General features: G+C 31.8%; 29 protein-coding genes and 3 riboswitches. Of the genes, 12 read left to right on the forward strand and 17 right to left on the reverse strand.

The window, feature by feature from the left end; genetic code table 11:
* The first annotated feature begins 139 nt into the window (after positions 1 to 139).
* Genes T473_RS0107235 through T473_RS0107245 form a run of 3 tightly spaced genes read left to right on the forward strand, consistent with a single transcriptional unit; the run spans position 140 to position 2,788 of the window.
* The gene (locus T473_RS0107235; RefSeq protein WP_029791601.1) at positions 140 to 976 is read left to right on the forward strand and encodes a DUF3100 domain-containing protein; all 837 of its coding nucleotides are present in this window, start codon (positions 140 to 142) and stop codon (positions 974 to 976) included.
* Positions 977 to 978: 2 nt separating this feature from the next.
* Positions 979 to 1,449: a hypothetical protein gene (locus tag T473_RS0107240; protein WP_024621299.1), complete on the forward strand. Its 471-nt coding sequence runs from the start codon at positions 979 to 981 to the stop codon at positions 1,447 to 1,449.
* 25 nt (positions 1,450 to 1,474) lie between these two features.
* Positions 1,475 to 2,788 carry an amidohydrolase gene (locus T473_RS0107245; RefSeq protein ID WP_024621300.1) on the forward strand — a complete coding sequence of 438 codons (1,314 nt, stop codon included), beginning with the start codon at positions 1,475 to 1,477 and terminating at the stop codon, positions 2,786 to 2,788.
* A 112-nt stretch (positions 2,789 to 2,900) separates the two neighbouring features.
* On the opposite strand, the gene T473_RS0107250 is transcribed toward T473_RS0107245, so the two are convergent.
* Positions 2,901 to 4,187, reverse strand: a complete 1,287-nt coding sequence (locus T473_RS0107250; protein ID WP_024621301.1) for a hypothetical protein — start codon at positions 4,185 to 4,187, stop codon at positions 2,901 to 2,903.
* 242 nt (positions 4,188 to 4,429) lie between these two features.
* Positions 4,430 to 4,508: riboswitch (ZMP/ZTP riboswitch) on the forward strand.
* A gap of 55 nt (positions 4,509 to 4,563) precedes the next feature.
* On the opposite strand from T473_RS0107250, the gene T473_RS0107255 reads away from it, so the two are divergent.
* Positions 4,564 to 5,076 carry a folate family ECF transporter S component gene (locus T473_RS0107255; RefSeq protein ID WP_024621302.1) on the forward strand — a complete coding sequence of 171 codons (513 nt, stop codon included), beginning with the start codon at positions 4,564 to 4,566 and terminating at the stop codon, positions 5,074 to 5,076.
* Positions 5,077 to 5,160: 84 nt separating this feature from the next.
* Here T473_RS0107255 and T473_RS0107260 read toward each other — a convergent pair whose 3' ends face one another.
* Positions 5,161 to 5,475 (reverse strand): DMT family transporter, encoded by a 315-nt coding sequence (locus T473_RS0107260; RefSeq protein WP_024621303.1) that lies wholly within the window; start codon positions 5,473 to 5,475, stop codon positions 5,161 to 5,163.
* Entirely contained in the window at positions 5,475 to 5,819 is a 345-nt protein-coding gene (locus T473_RS0107265) for a DMT family transporter (RefSeq protein WP_024621304.1), read from the reverse strand. Before T473_RS0107265 ends, T473_RS0107260 begins: the two co-directional genes overlap by 1 nt.
* A gap of 54 nt (positions 5,820 to 5,873) precedes the next feature.
* Positions 5,874 to 5,969, reverse strand: a riboswitch (guanidine-I (ykkC/yxkD leader).
* A gap of 345 nt (positions 5,970 to 6,314) precedes the next feature.
* Between T473_RS0107265 and nadB the strand changes: the two genes are divergently transcribed.
* From nadB to nadA, 3 genes are read left to right on the forward strand one after another with little or no spacing between them, the layout of a single operon-like run.
* A complete protein-coding gene (gene nadB / locus T473_RS0107270; RefSeq protein ID WP_024621305.1) occupies positions 6,315 to 7,826 on the forward strand; it encodes an L-aspartate oxidase in 1,512 nt (503 codons plus the stop codon).
* 6 nt (positions 7,827 to 7,832) lie between these two features.
* Positions 7,833 to 8,687 carry a carboxylating nicotinate-nucleotide diphosphorylase gene (gene nadC / locus T473_RS0107275; protein ID WP_024621306.1) on the forward strand — a complete coding sequence of 285 codons (855 nt, stop codon included), beginning with the start codon at positions 7,833 to 7,835 and terminating at the stop codon, positions 8,685 to 8,687.
* Entirely contained in the window at positions 8,675 to 9,772 is a 1,098-nt protein-coding gene (gene nadA / locus T473_RS0107280) for a quinolinate synthase NadA (RefSeq protein WP_024621307.1), read from the forward strand. Before nadC ends, nadA begins: the two co-directional genes overlap by 13 nt.
* 138 nt (positions 9,773 to 9,910) lie before the next feature.
* Here nadA and T473_RS0107285 read toward each other — a convergent pair whose 3' ends face one another.
* The 8 genes from T473_RS0107285 to T473_RS0107320 form a co-directional block, all read right to left on the reverse strand.
* Positions 9,911 to 10,549: a thiamine phosphate synthase gene (locus T473_RS0107285; protein WP_024621308.1), complete on the reverse strand. Its 639-nt coding sequence runs from the start codon at positions 10,547 to 10,549 to the stop codon at positions 9,911 to 9,913.
* Positions 10,549 to 11,652 carry a 2-iminoacetate synthase ThiH gene (thiH, locus tag T473_RS0107290; protein ID WP_024621309.1) on the reverse strand — a complete coding sequence of 368 codons (1,104 nt, stop codon included), beginning with the start codon at positions 11,650 to 11,652 and terminating at the stop codon, positions 10,549 to 10,551. The genes T473_RS0107285 and thiH overlap by 1 nt, the downstream gene beginning before the upstream one ends.
* A gap of 45 nt (positions 11,653 to 11,697) precedes the next feature.
* Positions 11,698 to 12,468, reverse strand: a complete 771-nt coding sequence (locus T473_RS0107295; protein ID WP_024621310.1) for a thiazole synthase — start codon at positions 12,466 to 12,468, stop codon at positions 11,698 to 11,700.
* Positions 12,469 to 12,488: 20 nt separating this feature from the next.
* On the reverse strand, positions 12,489 to 13,310 hold the full coding sequence (gene thiF / locus T473_RS0107300) for a sulfur carrier protein ThiS adenylyltransferase ThiF (protein ID WP_024621311.1): 822 nt from the start codon (positions 13,308 to 13,310) through the stop codon (positions 12,489 to 12,491).
* Between the two features lies 1 nt (position 13,311).
* The gene (thiS, locus tag T473_RS0107305; RefSeq protein WP_024621312.1) at positions 13,312 to 13,503 is read right to left on the reverse strand and encodes a sulfur carrier protein ThiS; all 192 of its coding nucleotides are present in this window, start codon (positions 13,501 to 13,503) and stop codon (positions 13,312 to 13,314) included.
* A gap of 77 nt (positions 13,504 to 13,580) precedes the next feature.
* Positions 13,581 to 14,882, reverse strand: a complete 1,302-nt coding sequence (gene thiC / locus T473_RS0107310) for a phosphomethylpyrimidine synthase ThiC (RefSeq protein WP_024621313.1) — start codon at positions 14,880 to 14,882, stop codon at positions 13,581 to 13,583.
* Positions 14,883 to 15,024: 142 nt separating this feature from the next.
* Positions 15,025 to 15,136: riboswitch (TPP riboswitch) on the reverse strand.
* Positions 15,137 to 15,218: 82 nt separating this feature from the next.
* Positions 15,219 to 15,605, reverse strand: a complete 387-nt coding sequence (gene mscL / locus T473_RS0107315) for a large conductance mechanosensitive channel protein MscL (protein ID WP_024621314.1) — start codon at positions 15,603 to 15,605, stop codon at positions 15,219 to 15,221.
* 286 nt (positions 15,606 to 15,891) lie between these two features.
* The gene (locus tag T473_RS0107320) at positions 15,892 to 16,731 is read right to left on the reverse strand and encodes a histidinol-phosphatase HisJ family protein (RefSeq protein ID WP_024621315.1); all 840 of its coding nucleotides are present in this window, start codon (positions 16,729 to 16,731) and stop codon (positions 15,892 to 15,894) included.
* 368 nt (positions 16,732 to 17,099) lie between these two features.
* Between T473_RS0107320 and pdxS the strand changes: the two genes are divergently transcribed.
* The 3 genes from pdxS (at position 17,100) to T473_RS0107335 (ending at position 19,145) form a co-directional block, all read left to right on the forward strand.
* Positions 17,100 to 17,978 carry a pyridoxal 5'-phosphate synthase lyase subunit PdxS gene (gene pdxS, locus T473_RS0107325; RefSeq protein ID WP_024621316.1) on the forward strand — a complete coding sequence of 293 codons (879 nt, stop codon included), beginning with the start codon at positions 17,100 to 17,102 and terminating at the stop codon, positions 17,976 to 17,978.
* Between the two features lie 101 nt (positions 17,979 to 18,079).
* Positions 18,080 to 18,673, forward strand: a complete 594-nt coding sequence (locus T473_RS0107330) for a DedA family protein (protein ID WP_024621317.1) — start codon at positions 18,080 to 18,082, stop codon at positions 18,671 to 18,673.
* A gap of 127 nt (positions 18,674 to 18,800) precedes the next feature.
* Entirely contained in the window at positions 18,801 to 19,145 is a 345-nt protein-coding gene (locus T473_RS0107335) for a RidA family protein (protein WP_024621318.1), read from the forward strand.
* A 359-nt stretch (positions 19,146 to 19,504) separates the two neighbouring features.
* Here the strand turns inward: T473_RS0107335 and rsiV are convergent, their stop codons facing one another.
* Positions 19,505 to 20,359 carry an anti-sigma-V factor RsiV gene (gene rsiV / locus T473_RS0107340; RefSeq protein ID WP_024621319.1) on the reverse strand — a complete coding sequence of 285 codons (855 nt, stop codon included), beginning with the start codon at positions 20,357 to 20,359 and terminating at the stop codon, positions 19,505 to 19,507.
* Position 20,360: 1 nt separating this feature from the next.
* Positions 20,361 to 20,855, reverse strand: a complete 495-nt coding sequence (locus tag T473_RS0107345) for an RNA polymerase sigma factor (protein ID WP_024621320.1) — start codon at positions 20,853 to 20,855, stop codon at positions 20,361 to 20,363.
* A 310-nt stretch (positions 20,856 to 21,165) separates the two neighbouring features.
* Here T473_RS0107345 and T473_RS0107350 point away from each other — a divergent pair, with 310 nt between their 5' ends.
* Positions 21,166 to 22,035 carry a CAP domain-containing protein gene (locus T473_RS0107350; RefSeq protein WP_024621321.1) on the forward strand — a complete coding sequence of 290 codons (870 nt, stop codon included), beginning with the start codon at positions 21,166 to 21,168 and terminating at the stop codon, positions 22,033 to 22,035.
* Positions 22,036 to 22,219: 184 nt separating this feature from the next.
* Positions 22,220 to 23,191, forward strand: a complete 972-nt coding sequence (locus T473_RS0107355; protein WP_024621322.1) for an alpha/beta hydrolase — start codon at positions 22,220 to 22,222, stop codon at positions 23,189 to 23,191.
* 82 nt (positions 23,192 to 23,273) lie between these two features.
* On the opposite strand, the gene T473_RS0107360 is transcribed toward T473_RS0107355, so the two are convergent.
* From T473_RS0107360 to T473_RS19405, 4 genes are all read right to left on the reverse strand, one after another.
* Complete coding sequence (locus tag T473_RS0107360; protein WP_024621323.1) at positions 23,274 to 24,638, reverse strand: sulfurtransferase; 1,365 nt, start codon at positions 24,636 to 24,638, stop codon at positions 23,274 to 23,276.
* Positions 24,639 to 24,787: 149 nt separating this feature from the next.
* The gene (locus tag T473_RS0107365) at positions 24,788 to 25,399 is read right to left on the reverse strand and encodes a pentapeptide repeat-containing protein (protein ID WP_029791604.1); all 612 of its coding nucleotides are present in this window, start codon (positions 25,397 to 25,399) and stop codon (positions 24,788 to 24,790) included.
* 237 nt (positions 25,400 to 25,636) lie between these two features.
* Positions 25,637 to 25,798 (reverse strand): LytTR family transcriptional regulator DNA-binding domain-containing protein, encoded by a 162-nt coding sequence (locus T473_RS20090; RefSeq protein ID WP_077173585.1) that lies wholly within the window; start codon positions 25,796 to 25,798, stop codon positions 25,637 to 25,639.
* 201 nt (positions 25,799 to 25,999) lie between these two features.
* The gene (locus T473_RS19405) at positions 26,000 to 26,119 is read right to left on the reverse strand and encodes a Y-family DNA polymerase (protein WP_077173586.1); all 120 of its coding nucleotides are present in this window, start codon (positions 26,117 to 26,119) and stop codon (positions 26,000 to 26,002) included.
* Positions 26,120 to 26,224: the final 105 nt, after the last annotated feature.

Here is a 26,224-nt window from a genome sequence, read left to right on the forward strand (position 1 = left end):
TAAAACAATATTGACAATTAGTATTTTTTAACTTATTCTCATATTAAGGACATATTTAGGTTATGTCCTTAATATGTAGGAAATCGTATTCTAGAGGAATGATCATTTCCTAAAATTAATAAAAAGTTTGGAGGAGAATATGGAAAATAGCAAAAAGTACTTTATCAATGCGTTTTTAACATGCGCAGTAATCGTTATCATTTGCGAATTTATAGGTCAAAGAAATGTAGGTATAGGTTCGTTTACTATGGCGTTATTCCCAATGTTGTATGCAGTTATAATTGGACTTATAATAACACCAGATCTATTAGGTAAAAAAATACCTGTGTTAAAAAAATTTATTAATGAAAAAGAAATCAATATCGCTGGGGAAGTCGTTGGGATTGCCCTAGTTATGCTAGGTATAAAATACGGAACTACAGTTGGACCAAATATACAAAATATTGTTCAAGCTGGTCCAGCATTTATAGCTCAAGAATTTGGGCATATACTTGCCCCAATTGTCGCACTTCCACTAGCTCTATTGTTTGGTATGAAAAGAGAAGCTGTCGGAGCTACAGCAAGTATTAGCCGTGAACCATCACTTGGCGTTATTTCTGAAAAATACGGAATAAATTCACCTGAGGGAAGCGGTGTACTTGGTACATATCTTATGGGTACGGTTTTGGGAACTATATATTTCAGCTTTTTAGGATCAGTATCAATATACAGTGGACTTCATCCCTATGCTTTAGGTATGGCATGCGGTGTTGGTAGTGGTAGTATGATGACAGCTGCTTCTGCATCACTTTCTGCAATGGTTCCAAAAGGTATGGAACAAACTATACTTTCATATGCAGCAACAAGTAATATGATGTCCAGCATTACAGGAATAATATTTTTAGTATTTGTATCTCTACCACTTACTAACTTTCTATACGATAAATTAGAACCAGTTTTAGGAAGAAAGAAAAAAAATGTCGAGGAGGGTGAATAACAATGTTTGGAAAAATAGATTTTAAAAGGAGCTCGTTTCAACTACTTGTAATGACATGTGTAGGAGCGATTATACTTCTTGGACAAAGAATAAGCTTAGGTACTCCTGTAATGAAAGCCCTACCTGGTATGATTATGGTTATCGCTGCTGCTATGGCCGCTATGATTTTAAAAGACCTATTTCCTAAATCGATATTCCCTGCATTTGGATTCGCTACTATACTAGGTCTATTACTTAGTATGCCGTACAGCCCTACTGCAAAGGTTTTTCTAGAAAATACAGACAATGTCAACTTCATGGCAATAACTACTCCACTACTTGCTTTTGCTGGTATATCAGTTGGAAATAAAATAGAACAGCTTAAAGAAATGTCATGGAAAATTATTGTAATTTCGATGTTGGTATTTACAACAATTTTCTTCGCCTGTGCAACTATAGCACATGTAGTATTAAAACTTCAAGGAAGAATATAACTTAATATTTTGGAGGAAACGTATTATGAATAAAGAACAAATAAAATCATTAATTATCAATACCATCGATGAGAATAAAGATAAAATAACTGAAATTAGTCATGGTATCTACGAAAATCCTGAGTTTGGATATAAAGAATTTAAAACTACTGATTCTGTATCTAAATTTTTAGAAGAAGAATTAAACTTAGATGTAGAAAAAAATATTGCTGTAACTGGTTGTAAGGCGACTGTAAACAGCGATAAATCTGGTCCACATATATCAATTCTAGGTGAATTAGATGGTATCTCATGTAAAGATCATAAAGATGCCAATGAAATAGGAGCATCTCATACTTGCGGACATAACAACCAAATAGCGGGTATGCTTGGTGCCGCAGTCGGCCTTATTAAAAGTGGCGTACTCGACTCTTTAGGCGGTAAAATCACTTTTATGGCTACTCCTGCTGAAGAATTCATTGAACTAGAATACAGACAACAACTTAAAGATAATGGTGAAATAACTTATTTTGGTGGAAAACAAGAACTTGTTAAAAGAGGACATTTTGATGATATAGATATGTCTATGATGTTCCACTCATCTGATTTAAACGGAGATCTAGCGTTAGTTGGACCTGAAAGTAATGGATTTGTAGGTAAAAAGGTTCAATTTATAGGAAAAGAATCACATGCTGGTTCAGCTCCACATGAGGGAATAAATGCTCTTAATGCAGCGATGCTTGCTATAAACAACGTTAATGCACTTAGAGAAACTTTCCAAGAAAAAGAAAGAGTTAGATTCCATCCAATTATAACTAAAGGTGGAGATATCGTAAATGTAGTACCTGCTGATGTACATATGGAATCATATGTAAGAGCCAGAACTATAGAAGGAATGAAAGATGCAAGTGAGAAAGTAAACAGAGCTTTAAAAGCTGGTGGATATGCTGTCGGTGCCGATGTTAAAATAACTGAAATTCCTGGATATTTACCAATAATAAGATACCATGAATTCGATGATCTTTTTAGAAACAATCTAATCGAATGCGGTGTTCAAGGCGATAAAATCATTGATGGCGGAGACTTTACAGGATCGTTTGACTTCGGCGATATATCTCACTTGATGCCTACTCTACATCCAATGGTAGCAGGTGTTAAAGGGGCTCTACACACTAGAGATTATGAGATCATCGATGAGGAACTAGCATATATAGTTCCTGCAAAAGCAATGGCATTAACTGTTGTCGATCTACTATTTGACGATGCGAAAAAAGCCAATGAAATATTAGCAGACTTTACTCCTGCTATGTCAAAAGAAGAGTACTTAGAATTTTTATCACAATACGATAAAACATTATAAAATATACAACATATAAAAAAGTCTAAATTACATTTATATAATAATCTAAAAAGAGGATGCGGTGGTGATATTTAATCATCTTTAAGCATCCTCTTTGTAATACAGTAAATTATTAAAATATTATTTCGATCAAGTGCCTTGGTCTTCCCACTCCATTGCTACTCTCTTTTGCATATATCTTTCCAAAATTAGCAGATACTATTTTATTTAATATACGTCTAGCGCTTCTTTCACTTATATCTAGATAATCGGCAAATTCTTTAGCATCGTAAACCTTACTCTGTCTAATTTTATTTATTGATATGATCTTTGATACAGATTCACAACTTAGACCTGTTTTTTCCGAAATTTCAATAACATTCTTATCAGTAGAGGCTATAGAATAATCTAATTGTTTTTTGGATTTTAACGGCCCTTTCAAATTTTCTTTTTCATCTATTAAAAATATATCCTTATTATTAGAGTTTTCACTGCGTTTTGCAGATTTATACGCATTAGTCTCCGCTTGGTACGCCGTAAACCCAATACCTATTCCAGTACACAAAACAAATCCCATAGATTTAATACTATTTTTCAAATCCCATAACATATTGTAGTTATCTATATTCTCTGCAGCACCTTTATGTGCAAACACGACATATTCATCACGTCCAAATTTGAATATCGCTCCTTGCAACTCTTTTACATACTCTATTACCTTTTTATCTATCTCTGCCATCTTAATCATATCAGAATAGTACTTTTCTTTTTCTTCACCATATTCGATAAGCCTCAGCACTTCAACTGCTATTTGAGAATTTTTAGCTTTATTCAACTTATATCTGCTATTAATCTTTTCATAGCTAGCTTTAATTGCTGGAACCGTTGCTTGAAGTCTATATACTGGGTAACCTAATTTCTTTAATTCATTATATACTCCACCAAAGCCTGTTAACATTAAATCTATTTTATTATTTTTATATAAATCAATATGCCACTTAACGTACTCATCCTCATGTGTTTCACTTGAAAATGGCTTTGAATAAACTCTCTCAATATCGATGTTGAATTCCGTTAGAGTGTCCACCAACTCCTCTTTTTCCACAACATCTAAACTAAACTTATCGTATTTAATATTATTTTTATTGACTTCCCACAAAGCTTTTGTAATGCTTGTCCCACCCCTTGAAACAAATGTGTGTGGCTTCTTTAATTCATACTTTGCGCTAATTGCCTCATATACACCACAGCCAGTAAAAATAAACGCATCACATTCTTTATCACATATTTCCATAACTTCAATAGCTTGATGTACTTTTTCTCTTATATATAAATTTATCTCTAATCCCAAATCTAAATTACTAAGGCATTCTTTTATTATCACACCTGAGTCTTCTGGACCGACAATTCCTAATTTCATATTTAGCCCTCCCTATATATACCACATTATTATTATCACTTAATACAGTGTATATTACAACATATATACATAATTAATAAAATCATTTTAATGAAACAATAGAATAACCCAATAAGCTTTCTATTTTAAAAAAATAAAGAGGTTATTTAAATTTAATTCTATATGTCTCTTTTTATACATCCAGCACATTAAATTTGAATATAACATAAACTTGACAAATATATATTAAATTGCTATTTTATTAATAGTTATACAACTGACGGAAGTGGAATTGACCACATGAAGTATAGCAATTATTAGCCGACCGTCTGGGCAAAAGCTAGAATGTGTTTGGCTTTTTTTGTCTTTATAATTTATTTAAAAGGAGAATTTGTCTATGAAAAGAAGTAAAGTTAAGAGAATGGTTATTATGGGAATTTTAATCGCGTTACAGATTGTATTATCGCGTTTTTTATCCATCAATACACCAATTGTTAGGATAGGATTCTCATTTTTACCCATTGCAATTGCTGGCATTATGTTCGGTCCTCTATATACTGGAATTGGATCAGCAATTAGCGATATTTTAGGCGCAGTATTATTCGGAACAGCTCCGTATTTTCCGGGATTCACACTATCCGCATTTCTATCAGGAGCAATTTATGGAATTTTTTTGCATAAAAAACCTAAAAAATTATGGAGAGTTTGTTGTGCTGTAGCAATTATAAATATTTTTATAAGTTTACTACTTGGAACATACTGGTTATATATGATAACTGGCAAAGGATACTTAGCCTTATTACCTAATAAGATAGTTCAAAACGTAGCAATGTTCCCAGTAAAAGTGATCGCAATTTGGTTGATTGCATATAGAGTTGTAGATATACAAACGGATAATACATTAATCTAGCAGTATTCAAATTTGGGTTCATAAAGAACCCAAAATTTGATAGAAATTGATTTTGAAATGATTTCTATCCTTATATAGATCTCCCTAAGATATTAATTTTAGAGCAATCACGCTAAGTAGTATGACGCATATAAATAATATTCTTAAAAACGATTTCGATTCTTTAAAAAATATAATTCCTACTAAAGCACCACCAAAAGAACCTATACCGGTCCATATTGCATATGCAGTAGCCATAGGAAGGTAATTCATAACATAACTCAAAAGCGAAAAACTCGCAGTAAAGAATAGAATAAGAAGAAAAATATTTTTTTTGCTTCTATCTTCTTTTAATTTTCCCATCATTGTAACACCAAGCATTTCGAATAGTCCAGATGTAACGAGTGCAAACCAATACATTATTCTTCAATCTCCTTTCTTCCACGCATATCTTCTTCAACTTTTAGACCTATAACACCCATAAGTAGTGTCACTGTGAACAGCAGCTTTAAAGGAACTACTGGCTGACCAAATAAAATAATTTCTGATAATGTACTTCCAAATGTACCTAACCCCACAAAAACAGAGTAAGCTGTACCTACTGGAAGCTCTTTAGAAGCATTAATCAGAAAATAGAAACTTCCGAAAATAGCTATACTGGTTAATAAATACTCTAGTAGGCTCCCAGAGTATTTTAAACCTATAACCCATACAATTTCAAATACTGCACCTATAATAATTTTTCCCCACGGGTTTATCTTCATATTAATGCCCCCTCTCAAAATTTGCAAAATAAAAAAGCCTGGAGAATAGAAAATAACTCCCAGGCTTTTATCCTTCCGTGTACAAACTATCGTTTGCGATTTCTCTCGGACCAGCTTTGCAAAGCAAACGGAACCCTAGAAATCTTTAAGTCATAATAATATATCACAAAATTTTAAAGCGGTCAATAACTTTGAAATTTTTTGCAATACTTAATAATGCTTCAATATAAATAACCCTTTATTATTGTTATTTTTTTATCTATAGGACTGCGAAATCTTTTAAAACATAGTTATCTACTTACTTTTGCAATCTTAATATAATCCTTATTCAAAACGCTAAATACACAACTCATTTATTGATAAAAAATAGACAATATTTTGAAGCTTAAATTGTTTAAATTCCCTTGTTTTTTGTACTATTTTGTGTAAAATATATACTTAAGATGCAAATTTATTTTTAAGTATGTCAATTAAATATTTGGGTGGTGAAAAAATTTGCAAAAGAAAAAAGTGTTAATAATCGGTAGCGGTATTTCAGGATCTATGGCTGCAAACCTACTTCAACGCAATTTTATCGTTACTATTTTAACAAAAAAAGCGATAACCGATTCAAATTCCATGTTGGCTCAAGGTGGTATAGCCGTAGCTTTAGATGAAAATGATTCTTCGAAAGATCATTATGAAGACTCTTTATCTGCAGGTTGTTTTTACAACGATACCCAAGCCCTTAAGCAACTAGTAACAAAAGGCCCCAAAGTACTACAAAATCTTATAAATTCAGGTATGGATTTTGATAAATGTTCAGATGGTGCTTTTTCATACGGACTTGAGGGAGCTCACAAAAGACCTCGTATACTTCATATTTGCGGTGATAAAACAGGTAATAAAATGACATCTTTTTTGCATTGTAACTTGCGGAATGTGGATATAAGAGAAAACACAACAGTCATAGAGATATTATCTAAAGACAATACTTGTTTTGGCGTTAAATTACTCAACTCCAAAAATGAAATTGAACTACTTTATTCTGATTACGTGATTTTAGCTACTGGCGGTATTGGTCAAATGTACCCTCTTACCACTAATTCCGAAACAATAACTGGCGATGGAATAGCTATGGCATATCGTGCTGGATGTGAATTGAAAGATATGGAGTTTGTCCAGTTTCATCCAACACTACTTTCAATTGATCATAGTTGTTACGGCCTAATATCTGAAGCTGTTCGTGGCGAAGGTGCTACACTTATAAGAGAAGATGGCAGCAAAGTCATGAAAGGAAAACATGACTTTGAGGATCTAGCGCCTAGAGATGTGGTCAGTAGAGAAATATCATCGGAAATCCATAGTGGTGAAAAGGTTTTCTTAGATATCTCTGGTGTACCTGATTTTAAAGAAAGGTTCCCTGCTATTACTGAGAATCTAAAGAAACATAATATTCCATTTGAAAAAACAAAGCGGATACCTATTCATCCTGGAGCTCATTTCTTTATGGGTGGAATCAAAACCGATTTAAATGGAGAAACCTCAGTAAAAAATTTATTTGCTATCGGAGAAACTGCATGTACAGGAGTACATGGTGCAAATCGCCTAGCAAGTAATTCACTATTGGAGGCTATTGTTTTTGCAGAAGCTACATCAAAAACAATCCTGGATAGAATTAATGATATTGATTCAATTAATCCTTATTGTGTCCAGAAAATCAATTCAAGTGAAGCATATAATTGTAGAAATGGCGCTTCTACTGAAAAAAGTGTTAATTTGCCCAATATAATTGAGCTACAACAAAGATCTTGGGAAAGTATAGGTATTACTCGCTCTGAAGAAAATATATCCAATTTTTTAGATTGGTTATCCAATTACGACTTTTTATCTCCACTAAGTAATAAACATTTAAACAAAGAAAATTTCGAATGCCAAAACCTTTGTTTAATCGCACAGCTTATTGCTAAAGCCGCACTCAAGAGAAAAGAAAGTATAGGTGCTCACTACATTACGAAAGGAAATTAAACAACAATGAATTTACTTTTAGCAAAAGAAAAAATTAATGAATTCTTATTAGAAGACATTGGCAGTGGTGATTTATCTACCAACTCAATTTTTGATAAAAACGATAAAGATGATGGTATTTTTATTGCAAAGCAAGATGGTATTGTAAGTGGAATCGATATTCCGAATATTGTTTATGAAATCCTAGGAGGACAAGCTTCCTTTACACCCCATAAGTTTGATGGTGAAACTGTCAAATCAGGTGAAACTATAGGTGTAGCATCTGGTTCAATTCAATCTCTATTGACTGGTGAACGTGTTATATTAAATTTAATGCAGCGAATGAGCGGTATTTCGACTGTTACTGCTCAAGCAGTTAAAACTTTAGACGATCCAAATATTAGGATATGTGATACACGTAAAACGGCACCTGGTCTTAGGATGTTTGATAAATACTCAGTACGAATGGGTGGCGGATATAACCACAGAGTTGGACTTTATGATGGTGTTATGTTAAAGGACAATCATATTGCTTATGCAGGTGGAATTCAACAAGCGGTAGAAAAGGTCAGAGATAAAATTGGGCATATGGTGAAAATTGAAGTTGAAGTAGAAAGATTAGATCAAGTTAAACAAGCAGTTGATTCAGCAGTAGATGTAATCATGTTTGACAATAGATCTCCAGAAGAGGTAAAAGAATTTGCTAAATATGTCCCAGCACATATAACTACCGAAATATCTGGTGGAATTAATCTTCAAAATATAAATTCATATAAGGGAACTAATGCTGATTATATATCGCTTGGATTTTTAACCCATTCAATCAAAGCGTTAGACATTAGTTTTAATCATATAAAAGGAGATAAGATATGGAGACCATAAAACTATCAACAGAAAATACCTTACCAACATATTATTTTGAAGCTTCAAAAGAAGAGCTAGAACAGAGAATATTAAAAGCTAAAGAAACTTTAGGAGATCGTTTATTATTGTTATCTCACCATTATCAAAAGGATGAAGTAGTAAAATTTGCAGATGAAACCGGAGACTCACTTCAGTTAGCTCAATCCGCTGCTAAAAATAAAAAAGCTGAGTATATTGTTTTCTGTGGCGTTCATTTTATGGCTGAGACAGCAGATATGTTGACTGAAGACTTTCAAAAAGTTATTCTTCCGGATTTAGATGCAGGATGTACGATGGCAGACATGGTAGATGAATCTGATCTAGAATTAGCATGGACTAAATTAACTGAAATCTTTGGTGATATTCTACCTTTAACATATATTAATTCAACTGCTGCAGTGAAAGCTTTTGTAGGAGATCATGGTGGCGCTACTGTAACATCAGGCAATGCTGAAAATATTATTACATGGGCATTAAGTCAAGGTAAAAGAGTTTTCTTCATGCCAGATCAACATTTAGGCCGTAATGTCGCCAATAGTTTAGGTATTGCTCTAGATGATATGGCTACTTGGGATTTTATATCTCAAGAACTACAATATGATGGCAATATAGAAAAATGTAAAGTAATACTATGGGATGGCTTCTGTGCAGTTCATCAACAATTTACTCCTGATCATGTTAAAAATATGAGAGAAAATCATCCTGATATAAATATTATTGTTCACTCTGAGTGTTCACATGATGTGGTCAAACTTTCAGATTCCCATGGCTCAACGAACAATATATTAAATGCTGTAGAAAATGCAGCCCCTGGAACTAGCTGGGCAATCGGAACAGACAACAACTTAGTTGGGCGTATGATCGAGAAATACTCTGATAAAAATGTATATTCTCTCAATCCTATTTCATGTCCATGTGCTACTATGAATAGAATTGAACTTCCCCACTTAGCATGGGCAATAGATAATATAATAAATAACGATGTGAAAAATCAAATTATCGTAGAAGATAAAATTAAAGTTCCAGCATTAAAGGCTTTAGATCAAATGTTATCACTTAGTTAAATATTGTGGTTGACTCAAAACACATTAAATCATTGATTTCTCTACTACAAATTTAATAGACTGATATTTAAATATATACTAAGATTATTCAATTTAAATATCGCTTATATTAATGTTCAATGTGTTTTGATTGGTCAATCACCAATTACATACAGTATAATCAGAAATAGTTTTTCTAATATTTTTAGATTCCATAAATGTAGACATTACTGCAAAATCGTCACTGTATCTTAATACTTCCGATACATTAGTAGGTATAATTCCCCCCAAAGCTACTATTTTGATATCTGTAAGCTTTCTTGAGTTTTTTAACAGATTTAATCCCTTTGCTTCTAGACCTATTTTGCAATTTGTTTCGTATATATGAGATAGCGTTATATAATCCACTTTAATTCCTGTCTTATCTACAATATCATTTAATTTTATAACTTCATCAACACTATGAAGAGATAGTCCCAATATTTTACTGCGTTTAAAATAGTACTCTTTTTCTATTAGATCCAAGAATAGCCTAAACGGCAGGTGCATTCCATCGAAATCTAACTTTAGATATAATTTTGTATTGCTGTTTATTATAAAGTTAGTCTTCACTTCTATTCGTTCGAAGAATAATTTATCAACGATATCTCTTATTTCTAAACATAGATTCTCTAAGTCTTTATCAGATAAATCTTTTTCTCTTATAATAATATTTTCTACTCCAAAATTTACAGCTTCTTTTATAACCTCAAAATACCTTTCCCTACTGCAAAGATGTCTATTTGTTATAAAATACATCAAAATCTCTCCCAATCTTTAAATACATATTGGTAACCTATAGATTTCAACATATTATCGACATCTCTTATTGAACAATCTTCTTCAATTTCAAATTGAGCTGTATCGTGCTCATCCTGTGAATGACCTCCAACATCAGTAGTAACGCTAGCACTTAGTCTTGCTACTCCTAAAGGCATAAGATGTTTCCTAAACTCTAAATTTTCTCTTGTTGATACATTAAGGGCTGAGTGTGGATCAAATAATCTCATACACGTCATGACTTGATATAAATCTGCATCACTAACTTCTACTATACCTTCGAAAGAACCCTTAAACGGCTTTATTCTCGGTGCTGAATACGCCAACTCTATATGAGGATAGATAGTCTTTAAATATTCACCATGAAGTATCGTTAAAAACGCGTCTTTTCTAAATTCACTTAACCCCAAAAGCGCTCCAACAGATAGACTCCTCATTCCAGCTATAGCTCCTCTTTCAGGTGCATCGAGTCTAAACTTAAAATCAGACTTAGGACCATTTATATGTACTTCTCTGTACACATCTTCGTCATATGTTTCTTGATAAACAGTTAAGCTATCTGCACCCTTATAAACAAGATGCTTATACCCCTCTACTTCCATCGGATATACCTCTATACCTATCGAAGGAAACTTTTTAGATAAAAGAGCTACCGCATCACCAATATACTCTATACTTGAATGGTATTCGCTTTCACCGGTCAAAATTAAAATATGCTTAAATCCTTCATGCGAAATAGATTTCCCTTCTATTTCGATCTCTTCCATATTCAGTTTTTTTCTCTTTATACCGCTTTTTATATTGTATCCACAGTATACACACTCATTAATGCAATAATTCGCTATATACATAGGAGTGTACAAACATACTGTTTTACCCATATACTGCATAGCTAACTTATTAGCCTTCTGTGCCATAGCTTCCAAATATTTTCTAGCTCTTGGTGATAGTAAATTTAGTAAATCAAGGTGATCTAACTTATCTTTATCCAAACTTCTAAGTATATCCGAATCTGAGACCTTATCAAAGTAGTCGCTAAAATCGAAATCTCTGTACTGGTCAATAACTTTATAAAAACTCATTCTGTTCATCCTTCCTAATATTCATACAGTTAGAAATTATTACTTCTATGCTTCAGATAAAAATCCAGTTAACGGCGATGACGCGCTGGCAAGATCCGATACAGCTCCTGTTTTTGCAATATACGCATTTCTTCCACCCTCCACAGCATATTTAAATGCCTTAGCCATCTTAACTGGATCGCTGGCAGATGCGATTGCGGTGTTAACTAAAACTGCATCCGCTCCCATCTCCATAGCTTCCATAGCTTGAGAGGGTTTTCCAATTCCCGCGTCGACTATTATTGGAATATCCAATTCTGAAATCATGATTTTTATCATTTCCTTCATTTGAAGACCTCTATTTGAACCGATTGGAGCTCCAAGTGGCATAACAGCAGCTGCCCCTGCTTCTATCAAATGTCTTCCTGCGTATAAATCAGGTGACATATAAGGTAATACTACGAAGCCTTCATCAGCTAGAATCCTCGTAGCTTTTATAGTCTCTTCATTATCTGGAAGCAGGTATCTAGTATCCGATATAACCTCTATTTTTATAAAATCTCCGCAACCCATTTTTCGTGATATTCTAGCTATTCTGACCGCCTCATTGGCATTAGTTGCCCCAGATGTATTAGGAAGTATTTTTATATCTTTTGGTACGTATGTAAGTATATTTTCTTTTTTATTATCTAGATCAACTCTTCTTAAAGCCATTGTTATAATTTCACTGCCACTCGCTTCTATAACTTCCGGAATTATTTCGTTTGATCCATACTTACCAGTTCCAACTAAAAGTCTACTGCTAAACTCATAACCGCCTAAAACTAATTTATCCATTGCATTTCCTCCTATAAAAATTATTTGTATATTTCTTCAACTATAATTTGTACAGCTAAATTAGCCATGTGATTTGCACATATAGATACCCTTGGAGCCATAAGCCCTTCACCAAATTTAGCTTCATTTACAAAATCTCCGCATATATAAAACCTATCCCTTATCTTTTTTGACGTTATTATATTAGAATCATAATATCCTGCCATTCCAGAGGATGCAATAAGGTATTTTTCACTTATTTGTATAAGTGCATAGTTGCATATTTCAGCTTTACACTTGGGATCGTCAAAAGCTTCAATTATTATATCTACATCGTCGAAAAATCCACTTCTTCTCTTTGTATCAAGAAATTCTTTATCCACAAATATATTTAACGTTTCAATTCCTATAAAAGGATTTATTTTATTAATATTTTCCTTCATTGCTGTTGTTTTGTTCTGACCGATATCGCCAATAAAATACTGTTGTCTATTCAAATTTGACGGTTCAACTACATCGTAATCTACTAATACTAATTCTCCAACTCCTACTCTAGCAAGAGAGATAGCTATATTAGACCCCAGACCTCCCAATCCAAGTATAACGACTTTACTCTGCTTCAGCTTCCTGTGTACATTAGGTGTGTGTCTTGCAACCATCAAACTTTCAAGCTCCTCATCAGATGGAACTACACCTCTCTGGATAAGAGTAACCCTGTCATTATCTCTTAGTCTCGTATCTTCTTTTATTGGAAACCCATTTATCACTAACACATCACTGTTTTTATTGAAAATATCTCTTACTCCATATGCAGTTATACCGTCGTCAACTGTCTTTAAGTTTTCATTTATGTAAATATCCATTTTATCCGCCCCCAACAAAACTGATTATTTCTACGAAATCTTTTTCGTCCACGATATAGCTATAAAGCTCTTCTTCTAAAATATTACAGTTTAACTCGACAACTACTCTGTTTTTATCCAATTTATAGCTTTCCAATATGTCTAGAATAGTTGTACCTTCTTTGAACTCCGCATCTTTTCCATTAACCTTCATTAAATCACCTCCTATCTTAAAATTATTTTATTTATATATTAAAATTTTGCAACATAGTTTTCTCTATATAATTTTCTCTATATTAAGCTAAATTCTTCATCATTCAATATCTTTTTGACTGTTCTCATTGAGCACATCTTTCCACACATTGTACAGCTATCTTCGTGAGTTGGTTTTGATTCTTCTCTGTATCTAGTTGCCTTTTCGGGATCAATTGCCAATTTAAACATCTCAGACCAGTCTAAATCCGCCCTTGCTTTACTCATTTTGTCGTCCCACTCTCTGGCACCTTTTACATTTTTAGCTATATCACCAGCATGTGCAGCTATCTTTGTCGCTATAATTCCTTCTTTCATATCCTCTAGATTAGGTAATCTAAGATGTTCAGCAGGAGTTACGTAGCATAAGAAATCAACACCTTTTGCACTTGCGACGGCACCGCCTATCGCACTAGTTATATGATCATATCCAGGGGCGATATCTGTTACTAAAGGTCCTAATACATAGAATGGAGCCTCATGACACAATCTTTTCTCTAAAACTACATTTGCCTCAATCTCGTCTATAGACATATGCCCCGGTCCTTCTATCATAACTTGTACATTTCTCTCCCAAGCTCTTTTAGTAAGCTCACCTAGATTCACAAGCTCTTGTACTTGTACTGTGTCCGTAGAGTCAGCAATAGATCCAGGTCTACAAGCATCACCTAAGCTAAGAGTTACATCGTACTTCTCACAAATATCAAGTATTTTATCAAAATTAGTGTATATTGGATTTTCCTTATCATTCAATTCCATCCATGCAAATAATAAAGATCCACCTCTCGATACTATGTGAGTTAGCCTCTGATTATTTCTAATTTTTTTACATACATCTCTAGTTAGACCAGCATGTATAGTTATAAAATCTACCCCATCTATAGCATGTTGCTCAATGACATTTAAAAATTCCTCTTCTGTAATATCTTTTAGTTCTTTATCTAAATATCCAATTGCGTCGTACATTGGGACAGATCCAATCATAGCTGGTGACATATCCACCACTTTTTCTCTAAATTCCCTAGTCTTACCGTAATTGCTCAGGTCCATAATAGCCTCTGCCTTCATATCAATTGCTGTTCTAACTTTTTCAAGCTCTACCTCAATATCCTTGCAATCTCTAGATATACCTAGATTTACATTTATCTTAGTTCTCAGATTTTTACCTACACCTTCTGCACTTAAAGATTTATGGTTTTTGTTTGCTGGTATAACTATTTGCCCCTTCGCCATAAGCTCCATAAGTTCTCTTACATCCATCTGCTCTTTCTTAGATACTTCGTTCATCTCTTTTGTTACTATTCCTTTTCTTGCTGCATCCATTTGTGTAGTATAATTCATATTATTTCCTCCAAATTTTATATTTAAAAACAAAAAAGTGCTTATCCTTGTTCAGGAAAGCACTTATACACTCAAATTAATTTGGATAAATCTAAAAACACTCAATATAAATAGTCCTAGAGTATGAGAAAAATCCGTATCATAAAAGTCTTATGAGCTTCCCTTCGCAAGCATTATCTTGATCAGGTTCTTAGGGTTTGTAAGTTACGGCTTTATCTCTCAGCTATCCAATCATAGCGCCCCTAGCTATTCGTCTAAATCATATATGATTTTTATAGGTTAAGTTTATCACAGTAAAATCATTAATTCAACATAATAATTTTTTAGTAGTATTTATTAGTTTTGTTCTTTCAATAAATCTCTTATTTCTTTTAAATACTCTTCTGTATGATTTACCTCTGGTTTGACAACCTCTACAACTTCTTTTTTCTTCATAAGTGAAGTCGAAACCTTTAAAAATATAAATACTGAAAATGCTATAATTAAAAAGTCTGTTACAGATTGAATAAAAATTCCATATTTAATAGCAGAATCACCCACTATTATTGATAAATTTGTGAAGTCTAAACCACCAAGTAACACTCCAATCAGCGGCATTATAATATTATCGACAAGCGACGATACTATCTTGCCAAAAGCACCTCCAATAACAACCCCAACTGCAAGGTCTAATACATTTCCCTTTAGTGCAAATTCTTTAAATTCTCGCATCATTTGTTTCATTTTATTCCTCCAACAAAAAAATTGTATAAGTAATGTTATAATAACTTTGTAAATAATATTATAACATAATAATATCTCTATTATTCTACCTTAAACTGAACCCAGTCTAATCCTTTTTATAATTTCCAATCGATAAAATAAAAAACCACACCCTAAACCTTGATCCAATAAAGTTAAATAATTATTGAGCTGCTCTACACAAATTTAGATGTGTAAGATCTTTTAAATTCTGTAAATTAGAATTTAATCAATCAAAATTTTGGGTGAAGCTTTTTACACGATTCCGTTATACTATGTGTTTAATTGTCTCTTCACCTACATTAATGAACTTTTCCCCAATTTTTAAAAATTTAGGCTTTCTATTCTCGTATATACATATATATTTATATCCAATATAATTTAAAATTTCATAAACCTTATCAAAATCACGACATATATCTTCGGATCTATGCGCATCTGAACCTATTGTTATTATCTCCCCTCCAAGTTCTTTATATCTTTTCAAAACTTCAATACTAGGATGTGTTGAATCTACCTTATACCTGTAACCTGATGTGTTTATCTCTATACCTTTTCCCGCTAACAATATTTCTTTTAATACTTCATCTAATATATTTTTGTAGTCGTCGTAAACATATTTACTTTTTCTGTATTGTCCATATCTTCTTACATAATCTAAATGCCCATAAATATCAAAGTTGTTATATTCTCTTACTGTGCTTACAATGCTCTCATAGTACTTTGTATACGATTCTAATTGAGTCAAATTTTCAAAGTACTCATCTCTACTGACATGTTTATTATCTATTGTGTGTGTTGAACACAAGACAAAATCAAATGGATAAGAGTTGATAATAACGTCAATTTCATCTTTAACAACTCTTTGGTATCCAACTTCAACTCCTGTAAGTAAATTAATTTCATTTTTGTATTTTTCTTTACACTCTAGTATTTTATTTATATAGTTGTTGAAATCCAGGCTAAATTTATCCTTATTGTACTCTAAATGATCTGTTAAAGTTAAATATTTTACACCAAGGTCTATCGCTCTTTCTATCATTTTATAGATATGATCTCTTCCATCATTTGAAAAACGTGTATGAACATGACTATCAGCTTTATACATATAAACTCCCCTTTCCTAAATACTATCTTAATTTTATTTTATTTGAAATTTGTTAAAGCTATATAAAAACAGTGTTAATCCGCAGTTAATATTGTTAAACTAATTTATCTATTACAACAAAGACTCATGTTATATTAAAGACTTAACACTATTTTATTAAACTTAATAATTTAATTATTTATATATACTTTTTATTAGTAAATATTCATAGTATAAATCTAATCGAAATTTACACCACATTGTTTCGGTACAATGTCTATAAAGTACCAAATTCAACTAATCTTATTGAATAATTAAAACCTTTATACTAATATTTAATCAATTGATTGCAATCACATTTACTATAATTTTAATTTTTGGAGGTAATTATGAGTAATAGATATAAAATAGACAAAAACGTGGCTCAAATGTTTAAAGGTGGAGTAATAATGGATGTAACAAACGTTGAAGAAGCTTTAATTGCTCAAAATGCAGGAGCTTGCGCTGTAATGGCACTTGAAAGAGTACCTTCAGATATAAGAAAAGATGGTGGAGTCGCTAGAATGTCTGATCCAAGTATGATACAAAAAATTCAAGAAGCTGTAAGTATACCTGTTATGGCAAAAGTTAGAATAGGTCATTTTGTCGAAGCTCAAATTCTTGAAGCCTTAGATATAGATTTTATAGATGAAAGTGAAGTATTGACTCCAGCGGATAAAGTATTTCATGTAAATAAAAATGATTTTAAAGTACCATTTGTTTGTGGTGCTAGAAATCTAGGTGAAGCTCTTAGGAGAATTGGCGAAGGAGCTTCAATGATAAGGACTAAAGGAGAAGCTGGAACTGGCGATGTAGTTGAAGCAGTAACACATATGAAAACTATGACTGCAGATATCAAAAAAATAGCCTCACTTGGAGAAGATGAGCTTATGAATTCTGCAAAAGAATTGGGTGCTCCTTATGAATTAATTAGATATGTACATAAAAATAAAAAATTACCGGTCGTGAATTTTGCTGCTGGTGGAATAGCAACTCCCGCAGATGCTGCTCTTATGATGCAGCTTGGATGTGACGGTGTATTCGTTGGATCTGGTATATTTAAGTCTGACAATCCACAGAAAAGAGCAGAAGCCATAGTCAAGGCTGTTATAAACTACAATAATTCAAAGTTTCTGGCTGAGATATCAAAAGATATTGGTGGAGCGATGAGCGGAATTTCAGTATCATCTCTTCAAGAAGAAGAAAAATTAGCTGTTAGAGGCTGGTAATTCATTTAAAATTTAGTTGATTTTTACTTCTCTATAATATATTATTTTATATACATTAATATATAAATAGTGTGTGGAAATATTATCTAGGAGATGTAATTATGGATTTAAATATTATTATAGAGAACTTTGTAAACAGCTATGGAGTAGTAAGTATATTTATCTTAGTATTTCTTGAGTACGCTAACTTCCCTATTCCAAGTGAAGTAATACTACCCATGGTAGGGCTTATAGGTAAAGAATACAATATAGATATATTTTCACTTATTTTATTATCGACTTTAGCAGGACTAATTGGTTCATTATTAAACTATTGGATAGGCTATTATTTTGGAGAAAAAGTTGTTAAATATGTAGTAAATAAATTTCCAAAGACTAAAAAATCAATTTCAGCTTCAAACAATTTTATGAAAAGATATAGTAAAATATCGGTTTTATTAACAAGATTCGTCCCTTTAGCGAGAACAGCCATATCTCTTATCGCTGGTGTGGCAAGGATGAATTTAGCAAAATTCGTTATATTTTCAACTATAGGTATATTTATATGGAACTGTCTATTAATAACTGGTGGAACCTTTATTAGTGAACTGTTTAGGCTAGAATATATTACAATTGAAGTATTGCTGGCATTAATATTAGCAATAGTTATTATATATCTTATAAAAAAACTGTATGATATCTACCGCGATAAATAGAACTTAAAAAACTACAATAAAAGTTCTATATATTTTAAGTTTATTTTTAATATAACTTATAATGCTAGAATAATCTGTGTTTTTGTATTATAATTTTATTAGCTATTAAATAGGAGGTATTGTATATATGGAAATCAAAAGATATGAAGGAACTGGAAGAATGAGTAGAGCTGTTGTACACAACAACACAGTTTACCTATGTGGACAAACTCACGCTGAAGGCGATGTAAAAGAACAAACTACAGAAGTATTAAAGAAAGTTGAAGATCTATTAAATAAATACGGTTCTGATAAAAATCATATATTATCAGCTAATATATATTTAAGAGATATGAAAGATTTCGCAGACATGAACTCAGTTTGGGATGCGTGGATAGAAGATGGAAACGAACCTGCAAGAGCTTGCGTTGAAGCTAGAATGGCTAGAGAAAGCTTATTAGTTGAAATAACTATAGTTGCTGCAGTTAAATAATTACCTATATAAGAAGTAGACCTTAATGTAATATAGATATAAAGTTTTTTTATAGTGAGCATCTAATGATGTTCGCTATTTTTTTATTATAAACTTAAATTAATAATACTGATGAAGAAAAATTTATTTGTGATACCTCTTAAATAATTGAAACATCTATCTTATAAAATAAAAAAGCCATCTATTAAATAGATGGCTTTAAGGGCTAGCGTATACTTGCAATTGATGCAAGCTCCCACTGATCTTTAGTATATCTCACTTTAGGTTAAATGTAAATATAATTATTATTTATATTTAATTTTACTTATACAACAAATTATACATGTTTTAAATATATAAGACTTTATTATTATAAATTCCTATAATAATCCACCTAAAACAGCCTCCGGAATGACAAATTCGACAGCTCCCATATATCCTGGCGCTACTTCATATTCATCAAATGATATCACTAACTGATTTTTATCATTTATATAAAAATCTTGATTCTTGTCTATCTTGTCAAAACTATCCATTTCATTATCGCTTATATCGATAAAATATACTTTGTTGCTATCTTTTTTCATTTGAGATCTCATCTGATCTTTTATATTTTTACTTATAACCTCGATATACTTATCATTTTTGAATAGCATAGGAAGTGTTAATACAATCTTTTTATTTTTATCTATATTATAATGTTTTTTTGTTGTATATGAAGAAGCTTGAATTTCCAATTTTTCTCTTTCTATAGATAATCTATCTTTTGTTTCGCTCTTAATAATATAATCTGTATTTACATATTTATAAGCCCTTTGATCTAAGTTTATCTCTTTTGATAAATCATCATACAATGCCTTCCCCTCACTAATAAAACTTTTATTTATTCTTTTTTCTAAATCCTTATCATCTAATCCCTCTATTGCTGGTACCTTTATATTTGCTTCACTATTTCCTTCTTTTATTTTATATTCTTTAACTATAACAAGCTTTACAAGCTGTGATAATACAGGTACTTTTGATATAGTTTCTGCAAATACTGGACTTACATTTATTAATATAACTATTGTTAAGACAGATGCTAATGCTACGGAAAATCTTTTTTTAAATATTAGTGACTTTTTTCTATTTACCCTACTACTTTTTATTTGATCTTCTATGATAGTATATAAGTTTTCTGGTATTGGAGTGCTCATATACTCATTTTTTAGTTTATTTAACCTCTTATCACTCATACTAACTTCTCCTTTCACTTTCTATATTTATTCTTAATTTTTTCAAACCTTGATACAGTCTGGTCTTAACTGTATTAACATTTTCATCCAATATTTTTGCAATCTCTTCTATCTTTAAATCTTCAAAGAATCTGAGTACTATTATAATTCTATATTTTTCTGGAAGGTCATCCAGATTCTTTTTTAGATCTAAATTCGTATGATCTTCGTAACTTTCGATTTTTTCTAATTGCTCTTTTAACAAAAAATCACTATATTTCTTATTTCTTCTCAAATAATCAATGCTACAGTTTACAACTATTCTATAAAACCACGTTTTTATAAATTTAATTTCCTTTAATTTTTCTACAGAGTTTAATGCTTTATATATAGAATCTTGAATAATATCGAGGGCATCTTGCTCATTTCTCACATAGCTGTACGCTACTCTATAAAAATTTTCGCGATTTTCTATTATAAACTCTTCTACTTTCTTTCTTTTTAGAGTTTTAAACATCTTTTAACCTCTCTTCCATAAATCTTAGTACATTTTGTAACACCCATTTATTAGACGCTGAATTTGCATGTAAAAGTTTTTAAAAAACATATATTTTTCTATTGGCAAGCTTTTTTTAAACTTTTTTCAAACTTTTTTAAAATTTTATATCACTATATAGCTAATGTTCAGCGTATTTTTTTGCTATTTACATATCTTTACAGTAAAAAATGGCTATTTTATATGTTAGTATAAATGCACAGGGTACCCCTACACTAAAAGTTACAATTTAGTAACAATTTTAGAATCTTCAAATTAAGAGGTGTTTTATATGAAAAAGAATATACCAACGAAATTAAAGACATTATTAGCTTTAGGAGTAGTAACTATAGCAACAGCTTCTAGTGCTGTTCCTGCAAGTGCTTTATCTCTACAAAACTGTACAAATTTAAACAGCAAAACTGTAAGTTGTAGCAATGCTAAGTATAAATATGCAGCGAAACCAAATTGCTCTTCTAAACCAGAGCTTAATACAAGCAACGATAATTCAGGCTCTACTAACAAACCAGACAATAATAAATGCAACAATAACTCTGGTTCTAGCAATGAGACTAATAACAATGACAATAACGGTTCTACTAATGAAACTGATAACAATAATAACGGATCTGGCTCTACTAATGAGACTGATAACAACAATAATAATAACGGTTCTGGCTCTACTGGTGAAACAGGTGAGAACAACAATAATGGATCAGGTTCTACTAATGAAGCTGAAGAAAACAATGGTAACAATAATGAATCTCAAGCTGGAAACTTCTCAGCTCAACAAAAAGAAGTTGTTGATTTAGTAAATGTTGAAAGAAGTAAAGCAGGTTTAAGTCCTCTTACACTTGATTCAGAAATATCAAGCGTAGCTACAAAAAAATCTCAAGATATGATAGACAACAACTACTTTGATCATAATTCTCCAACTTACGGTTCTCCATTCGATATGATGAAAAAGTTTGGAATAAGCTATAAAACAGCTGGTGAAAACATAGCAATGGGACAAAAAAGCCCTAAAGAAGTTGTAAATGCTTGGATGAATTCTGAAGGACATAGAAAAAACATATTAAATGCTAATTTTTCTAAAATAGGAATTGGTGTTGCACAAAAAGGAAATGGTGCAATTTACTGGACACAAATGTTTGTCGGATAATATAAATAAGTTCTGGTACATATTTAAATAGGGTCGTCTCAAAGTTAATTTTCAAATTAGCTTTGAGGCCACCCTATTTTTATATCTTTTCATATATTTTCTATTATTCTACTATACTATAAAATAGCTCTCTATTTTAGTATGTTATATATTTTTAAAAGAAATAAATAATTATGGAGGATATATGAAGAAATATAAAAAAGTGATACTTATTATACTTTTTGTGATCGCGATATTGATAATCATAGCTGGATTTGTTGTTGGCAACATGTTTTATAACTTAGCGCTAAATCCAACTACTGATAAATCATCAGTACTAAATGCCCCACACAATTCAGGAGATATTGCTCCTGATGTCGACTCATCTGGTGATATAGAAAAGACAAAAAGTGAAGAATGGTTTAAAAATATTGGATTTAAAGATTTGTATATTCAAACATTTGATGACCTTAAACTTCACGCCTATAGTATACAAAATACAGATCAATCAAATAAATACGCTATTATTTGCCATGGATATGGTGGCCAGGGATCACTAATGACAAAGACTGCATCTCGTTTCTACAGCATGGGCTTTAATGTTTTACTTCCCGATGCTAGGGGACAGGGTAAAAGCGAAGGTAATTATATAGGTATGGGTTGGCATGACCGTCTTGATGTAGTCTCTTGGATTGATGATATCGTACAGAAAGATCCAGAAGCTGAAATAATCTTATACGGTGTCTCGATGGGAGGGGCTACTGTTATGATGGCTTCTGGTGAAGATTTACATAAAAATGTAAAAGCTATTGTAGAGGACTGTGGCTATACATCTGTCTGGGATGAATTCTCATACCAGCTTAAAGAAACATTTAATTTACCAGCTTTCCCATTTATGAATTTTTCATCGGCAGTTACAAAACTACGTGCAGGTTACACTTTAGGTGAAGCAAGTGCTTTAGACCAAGTTGCTAAATCTAATACTCCTATGATGTTCATACATGGAGATAGAGATACTTTTGTTCCTTCTTTAATGTTTGATGAAGTTTACGACGCTGCTAAAGTGCCTAAAGAGAAACTCTATGTTAAAGGTGCAGGTCATGGTGAATCTTCCAATATAGCTGGTGAAATGTACTGGAATAAAGTCGAAAATTTTCTATATAAGTACTTAGATTAGAATAATGTATAAAAGATCAGAATTAATAGAAAAAATGAGAATCTGATATCTATCAGATTCTCATTTTTGTTTTTTCTAATAATTATTTCTGAACTCCAGTTTCAACTGGATTGGCGGGATCAGTACTCCATCCTATCCATCCATCACTGTATAGAGAAGAGTTTTTAACACCGATGACATCTGCATATGTCATTACTTCAGCTGCTCTCCATCCACTTCCACACATAAATATAAGGTTTTTGTTAGTATCAATTTTTGATTTATCCCAGAGTGCCTTTATCTCATCTGCATTTCTCATAGTATTATCTATATTACGGTAATCTTCTAGAGTTGTGGAACTTGTCCCTGAATATCCATAAACAGCCCCAGGTATACGACCTTTTTTATCATGATAACTGTAACCAGAAATTTTACCTTCGAACTCGTCTTTTGTTCTGTCATCAACTAAAGTATATTCTGGATTTTTCAAATGCTGTTTAAGCTCTGGTATTGTGTCAATCAGATCTGGATTCGCAGGTATTGTAGTACCAAAGTCAGTTCCTGGTGTCTTTTTATTAGATTTAGTTTCTAAATCATACCCTGCTGAAACCCATGCGTCATTACCTCCGTTTAGAACTCTAACATCATTTACTCCAATATATCTAAGAACAACTGCTACTCTGTATGAAGCCATCGTATCCGGACCTGTAACTATAACAGAATCATCTTTTTTAAATCCATAATCTAAAGCAAACTTTTCTAAATCCTTATCATTAGCCAACATCCATGCTGGTGGTGGCTCTATTGTATCCGTATTTATATGAACACTTGTAGGAACATGCCCTTTCAAGTACGCTTCTTTTTCTTCACCCCAACTAGCTTCTACTATTTTTACATTTTTAGAATTTTTAAATGTCTCAGTAGTTTTTCCGTCTACTACATCTTTTACAACTTTTGCAGGCACTATTAATTCATAATTTTCATATGATTTCATTGGCAATTTATCGTCATTTGCCCATTCTTTTACATCGTATGTGTATATGTTCTCATAGCCTTTTTTTGAAAGATAATCCGCTACTTTATTTGCATCTTTACCATTAGAATCGTACAATACTATATTTTTATTTGATTCAATGCCTTTTGTTTTTAAAGCCTTCTCTAGGACTTTCTCTTTATCTTTGTTATCAACTGAAAGCCAGTTTGCAGAAAAATCAACTGCTCCGTCAATATGGCCTCCTCTTTCTTCTCCATCTAATACCCATCCATTGTAAGAATCATTTAGTCTAGTATCTACCACAACCCAAGATTTATCATCTAAATTAGTTTTTAGATCTTGCGTAGATATATTTTTGTAAGCATCTGACCCCTCATCTTTTTTTGTTTCGCCTTTGCTACAAGCGACTAACAAGAATACTCCTATAATAAGTATTACACTTAGTAGCAATTTCTTTGCTGATTTAATTTTCATTGTAATCCTCCTATTAGAAATTTTATATAATTTCCTAATAATATACTAAGATAAAGTTAACTAAATATAAAGAAAATTAGATATTAACTATAATCAATAAAATCTATATCGTTATTATCTATACATCTCCATATACAAAAATACATAATTTATAAATAAGCTATGGCTTCTTCTCTTGTCATAAAAAAGTGTATCCCTTCCGTAGAATCACTCCAGCGATCATCATTAAAACCACTTGGAATAGCCATTTTTCCTACTCGGTACTTAAAATTGCCATCTGCATAAGATATGGCTTCGTCAAATGATTCTTTGTAGTCTATACTTTTAATAGACAACACTTTTGCCTTATCGCATCTACAAGCATTGTATGTAGCTGAACATCTCTTCGCATCTGCTGGGATCAATAGCTGTACTACTCTAAAGTTAAAGCACTTTTTCCATCCAATAAATGCACCTTCCTCAGGGCAAGACATTTTATAGTACTTAGTGTTGTCATTAAATACTATACCTTCAAGCAACGCGCCTTCTAAATTCGATCCAAATATATTGGCTCCCTCTATATTTACCTCTGTTAAATTACAGTTACGAAAATTTGCTCCGCTCAAGTTGGAATTCTTAAAACTTGATTTCCTTAGATCTATATTATGAAAATCAAATCCCTGTAAATCCATATTATCAAAAGAAGTCATACTTAGATCAATTGATTTTTCTCCTCTTTTATCCAATATCTCTATCAATTCTTGTTGTTTCATACATCTCATAATCTACACCTCATTCCATTTGGACCATATATAACAGATATATTTTTTTCTTAAACTCAATTACTATCTTCTGGGTCTTTTAACATAAAAATCATCCCTTTTTGTTCTATTATAATGGCACCAAATAATGACACTTCTGTATATCATGACTTTACTATAGTTAATAGTTTAGTGTCAATATTAACATTATGGCACCAGGCTATTACTATATAATATATAATATATACACGCTTTTTATCATGAAATTGTAGCCCATGGGTTATGCATGTTATAATATTGGTAAATAACAGGAAAAATTACGTACTGCTTTACCTTACAAACCTTATCCAGATTAACTAAATAACTCTTGTGACATCTATAAAATTCATATTTATATAAATCTTTTTCTAGAATGTTCATACTAATTTCTTATATCGAAATACTTATCAGTAGCATGGACAGTAGTATTATTTTTCTGAACTTCTATATACAATACATCATCCAATAGAATTTTATAAGTCTCTGTTTTTCCAGAAAATATAATGTAGTTCTCTTTTTTATTGTTTATCTTCTTATATCAATTTGTTGTTATCATTATATTGCGCAATTACTAAACTAGTCTTATTGAGATTCTTCTTGGCTTCCAACTGCTAATGGTTTGTCTCGGAGGGATGGATTATCTAGGCACTCTACACTAGCGTAAAAGTTGTTCATATCCGAATGTAAAATAATTCGATCCATACAGTCACCTCATCCTTAAAATTAATAGAATATTATTTCTGTTATATTTGTTATTTACTAATTCTAACACTAGTAAATTATGGATATATAATGATTTATATAAAT

The sequence above is a fragment of the Clostridioides mangenotii TR genome, from assembly GCF_000498755.1.
In the GTDB taxonomy this organism is placed as follows: Bacteria; Bacillota; Clostridia; order Peptostreptococcales; family Peptostreptococcaceae; genus Metaclostridioides; species Metaclostridioides mangenotii_A.

Excerpts from the sequence above, each read along its gene's own strand:
- T473_RS0107235 (WP_029791601.1), top strand. The coding sequence starts at position 140 with ATGGAAAATAGCAAAAAGTACTTTATCAATGCGTTTTTAACATGCGCA.
- T473_RS0107240 (WP_024621299.1), top strand. The coding sequence starts at position 979 with ATGTTTGGAAAAATAGATTTTAAAAGGAGCTCGTTTCAACTACTTGTA.
- T473_RS0107245 (WP_024621300.1), top strand. The coding sequence starts at position 1,475 with ATGAATAAAGAACAAATAAAATCATTAATTATCAATACCATCGATGAG.
- T473_RS0107250 (WP_024621301.1), bottom strand. The coding sequence starts at position 4,187 with ATGAAATTAGGAATTGTCGGTCCAGAAGACTCAGGTGTGATAATAAAA.
- T473_RS0107255 (WP_024621302.1), top strand. The coding sequence starts at position 4,564 with ATGAAAAGAAGTAAAGTTAAGAGAATGGTTATTATGGGAATTTTAATC.
- T473_RS0107260 (WP_024621303.1), bottom strand. The coding sequence starts at position 5,475 with ATGTATTGGTTTGCACTCGTTACATCTGGACTATTCGAAATGCTTGGT.
- T473_RS0107265 (WP_024621304.1), bottom strand. The coding sequence starts at position 5,819 with ATGAAGATAAACCCGTGGGGAAAAATTATTATAGGTGCAGTATTTGAA.
- nadC (WP_024621306.1), top strand. The coding sequence starts at position 7,833 with ATGAATTTACTTTTAGCAAAAGAAAAAATTAATGAATTCTTATTAGAA.
- nadA (WP_024621307.1), top strand. The coding sequence starts at position 8,675 with ATGGAGACCATAAAACTATCAACAGAAAATACCTTACCAACATATTAT.
- T473_RS0107285 (WP_024621308.1), bottom strand. The coding sequence starts at position 10,549 with ATGTATTTTATAACAAATAGACATCTTTGCAGTAGGGAAAGGTATTTT.
- thiH (WP_024621309.1), bottom strand. The coding sequence starts at position 11,652 with ATGAGTTTTTATAAAGTTATTGACCAGTACAGAGATTTCGATTTTAGC.
- T473_RS0107295 (WP_024621310.1), bottom strand. The coding sequence starts at position 12,468 with ATGGATAAATTAGTTTTAGGCGGTTATGAGTTTAGCAGTAGACTTTTA.
- thiF (WP_024621311.1), bottom strand. The coding sequence starts at position 13,310 with ATGGATATTTACATAAATGAAAACTTAAAGACAGTTGACGACGGTATA.
- thiS (WP_024621312.1), bottom strand. The coding sequence starts at position 13,503 with ATGAAGGTTAATGGAAAAGATGCGGAGTTCAAAGAAGGTACAACTATT.
- thiC (WP_024621313.1), bottom strand. The coding sequence starts at position 14,882 with ATGAATTATACTACACAAATGGATGCAGCAAGAAAAGGAATAGTAACA.
- mscL (WP_024621314.1), bottom strand. The coding sequence starts at position 15,605 with ATGAAACAAATGATGCGAGAATTTAAAGAATTTGCACTAAAGGGAAAT.
- T473_RS0107320 (WP_024621315.1), bottom strand. The coding sequence starts at position 16,731 with ATGTATAAAGCTGATAGTCATGTTCATACACGTTTTTCAAATGATGGA.
- pdxS (WP_024621316.1), top strand. The coding sequence starts at position 17,100 with ATGAGTAATAGATATAAAATAGACAAAAACGTGGCTCAAATGTTTAAA.
- T473_RS0107330 (WP_024621317.1), top strand. The coding sequence starts at position 18,080 with ATGGATTTAAATATTATTATAGAGAACTTTGTAAACAGCTATGGAGTA.
- T473_RS0107335 (WP_024621318.1), top strand. The coding sequence starts at position 18,801 with ATGGAAATCAAAAGATATGAAGGAACTGGAAGAATGAGTAGAGCTGTT.
- rsiV (WP_024621319.1), bottom strand. The coding sequence starts at position 20,359 with ATGAGTGATAAGAGGTTAAATAAACTAAAAAATGAGTATATGAGCACT.
- T473_RS0107345 (WP_024621320.1), bottom strand. The coding sequence starts at position 20,855 with ATGTTTAAAACTCTAAAAAGAAAGAAAGTAGAAGAGTTTATAATAGAA.
- T473_RS0107350 (WP_024621321.1), top strand. The coding sequence starts at position 21,166 with ATGAAAAAGAATATACCAACGAAATTAAAGACATTATTAGCTTTAGGA.
- T473_RS0107355 (WP_024621322.1), top strand. The coding sequence starts at position 22,220 with ATGAAGAAATATAAAAAAGTGATACTTATTATACTTTTTGTGATCGCG.
- T473_RS0107360 (WP_024621323.1), bottom strand. The coding sequence starts at position 24,638 with ATGAAAATTAAATCAGCAAAGAAATTGCTACTAAGTGTAATACTTATT.
- T473_RS0107365 (WP_029791604.1), bottom strand. The coding sequence starts at position 25,399 with ATGAGATGTATGAAACAACAAGAATTGATAGAGATATTGGATAAAAGA.
- T473_RS20090 (WP_077173585.1), bottom strand. The coding sequence starts at position 25,798 with ATGAACATTCTAGAAAAAGATTTATATAAATATGAATTTTATAGATGT.
- T473_RS19405 (WP_077173586.1), bottom strand. The coding sequence starts at position 26,119 with ATGGATCGAATTATTTTACATTCGGATATGAACAACTTTTACGCTAGT.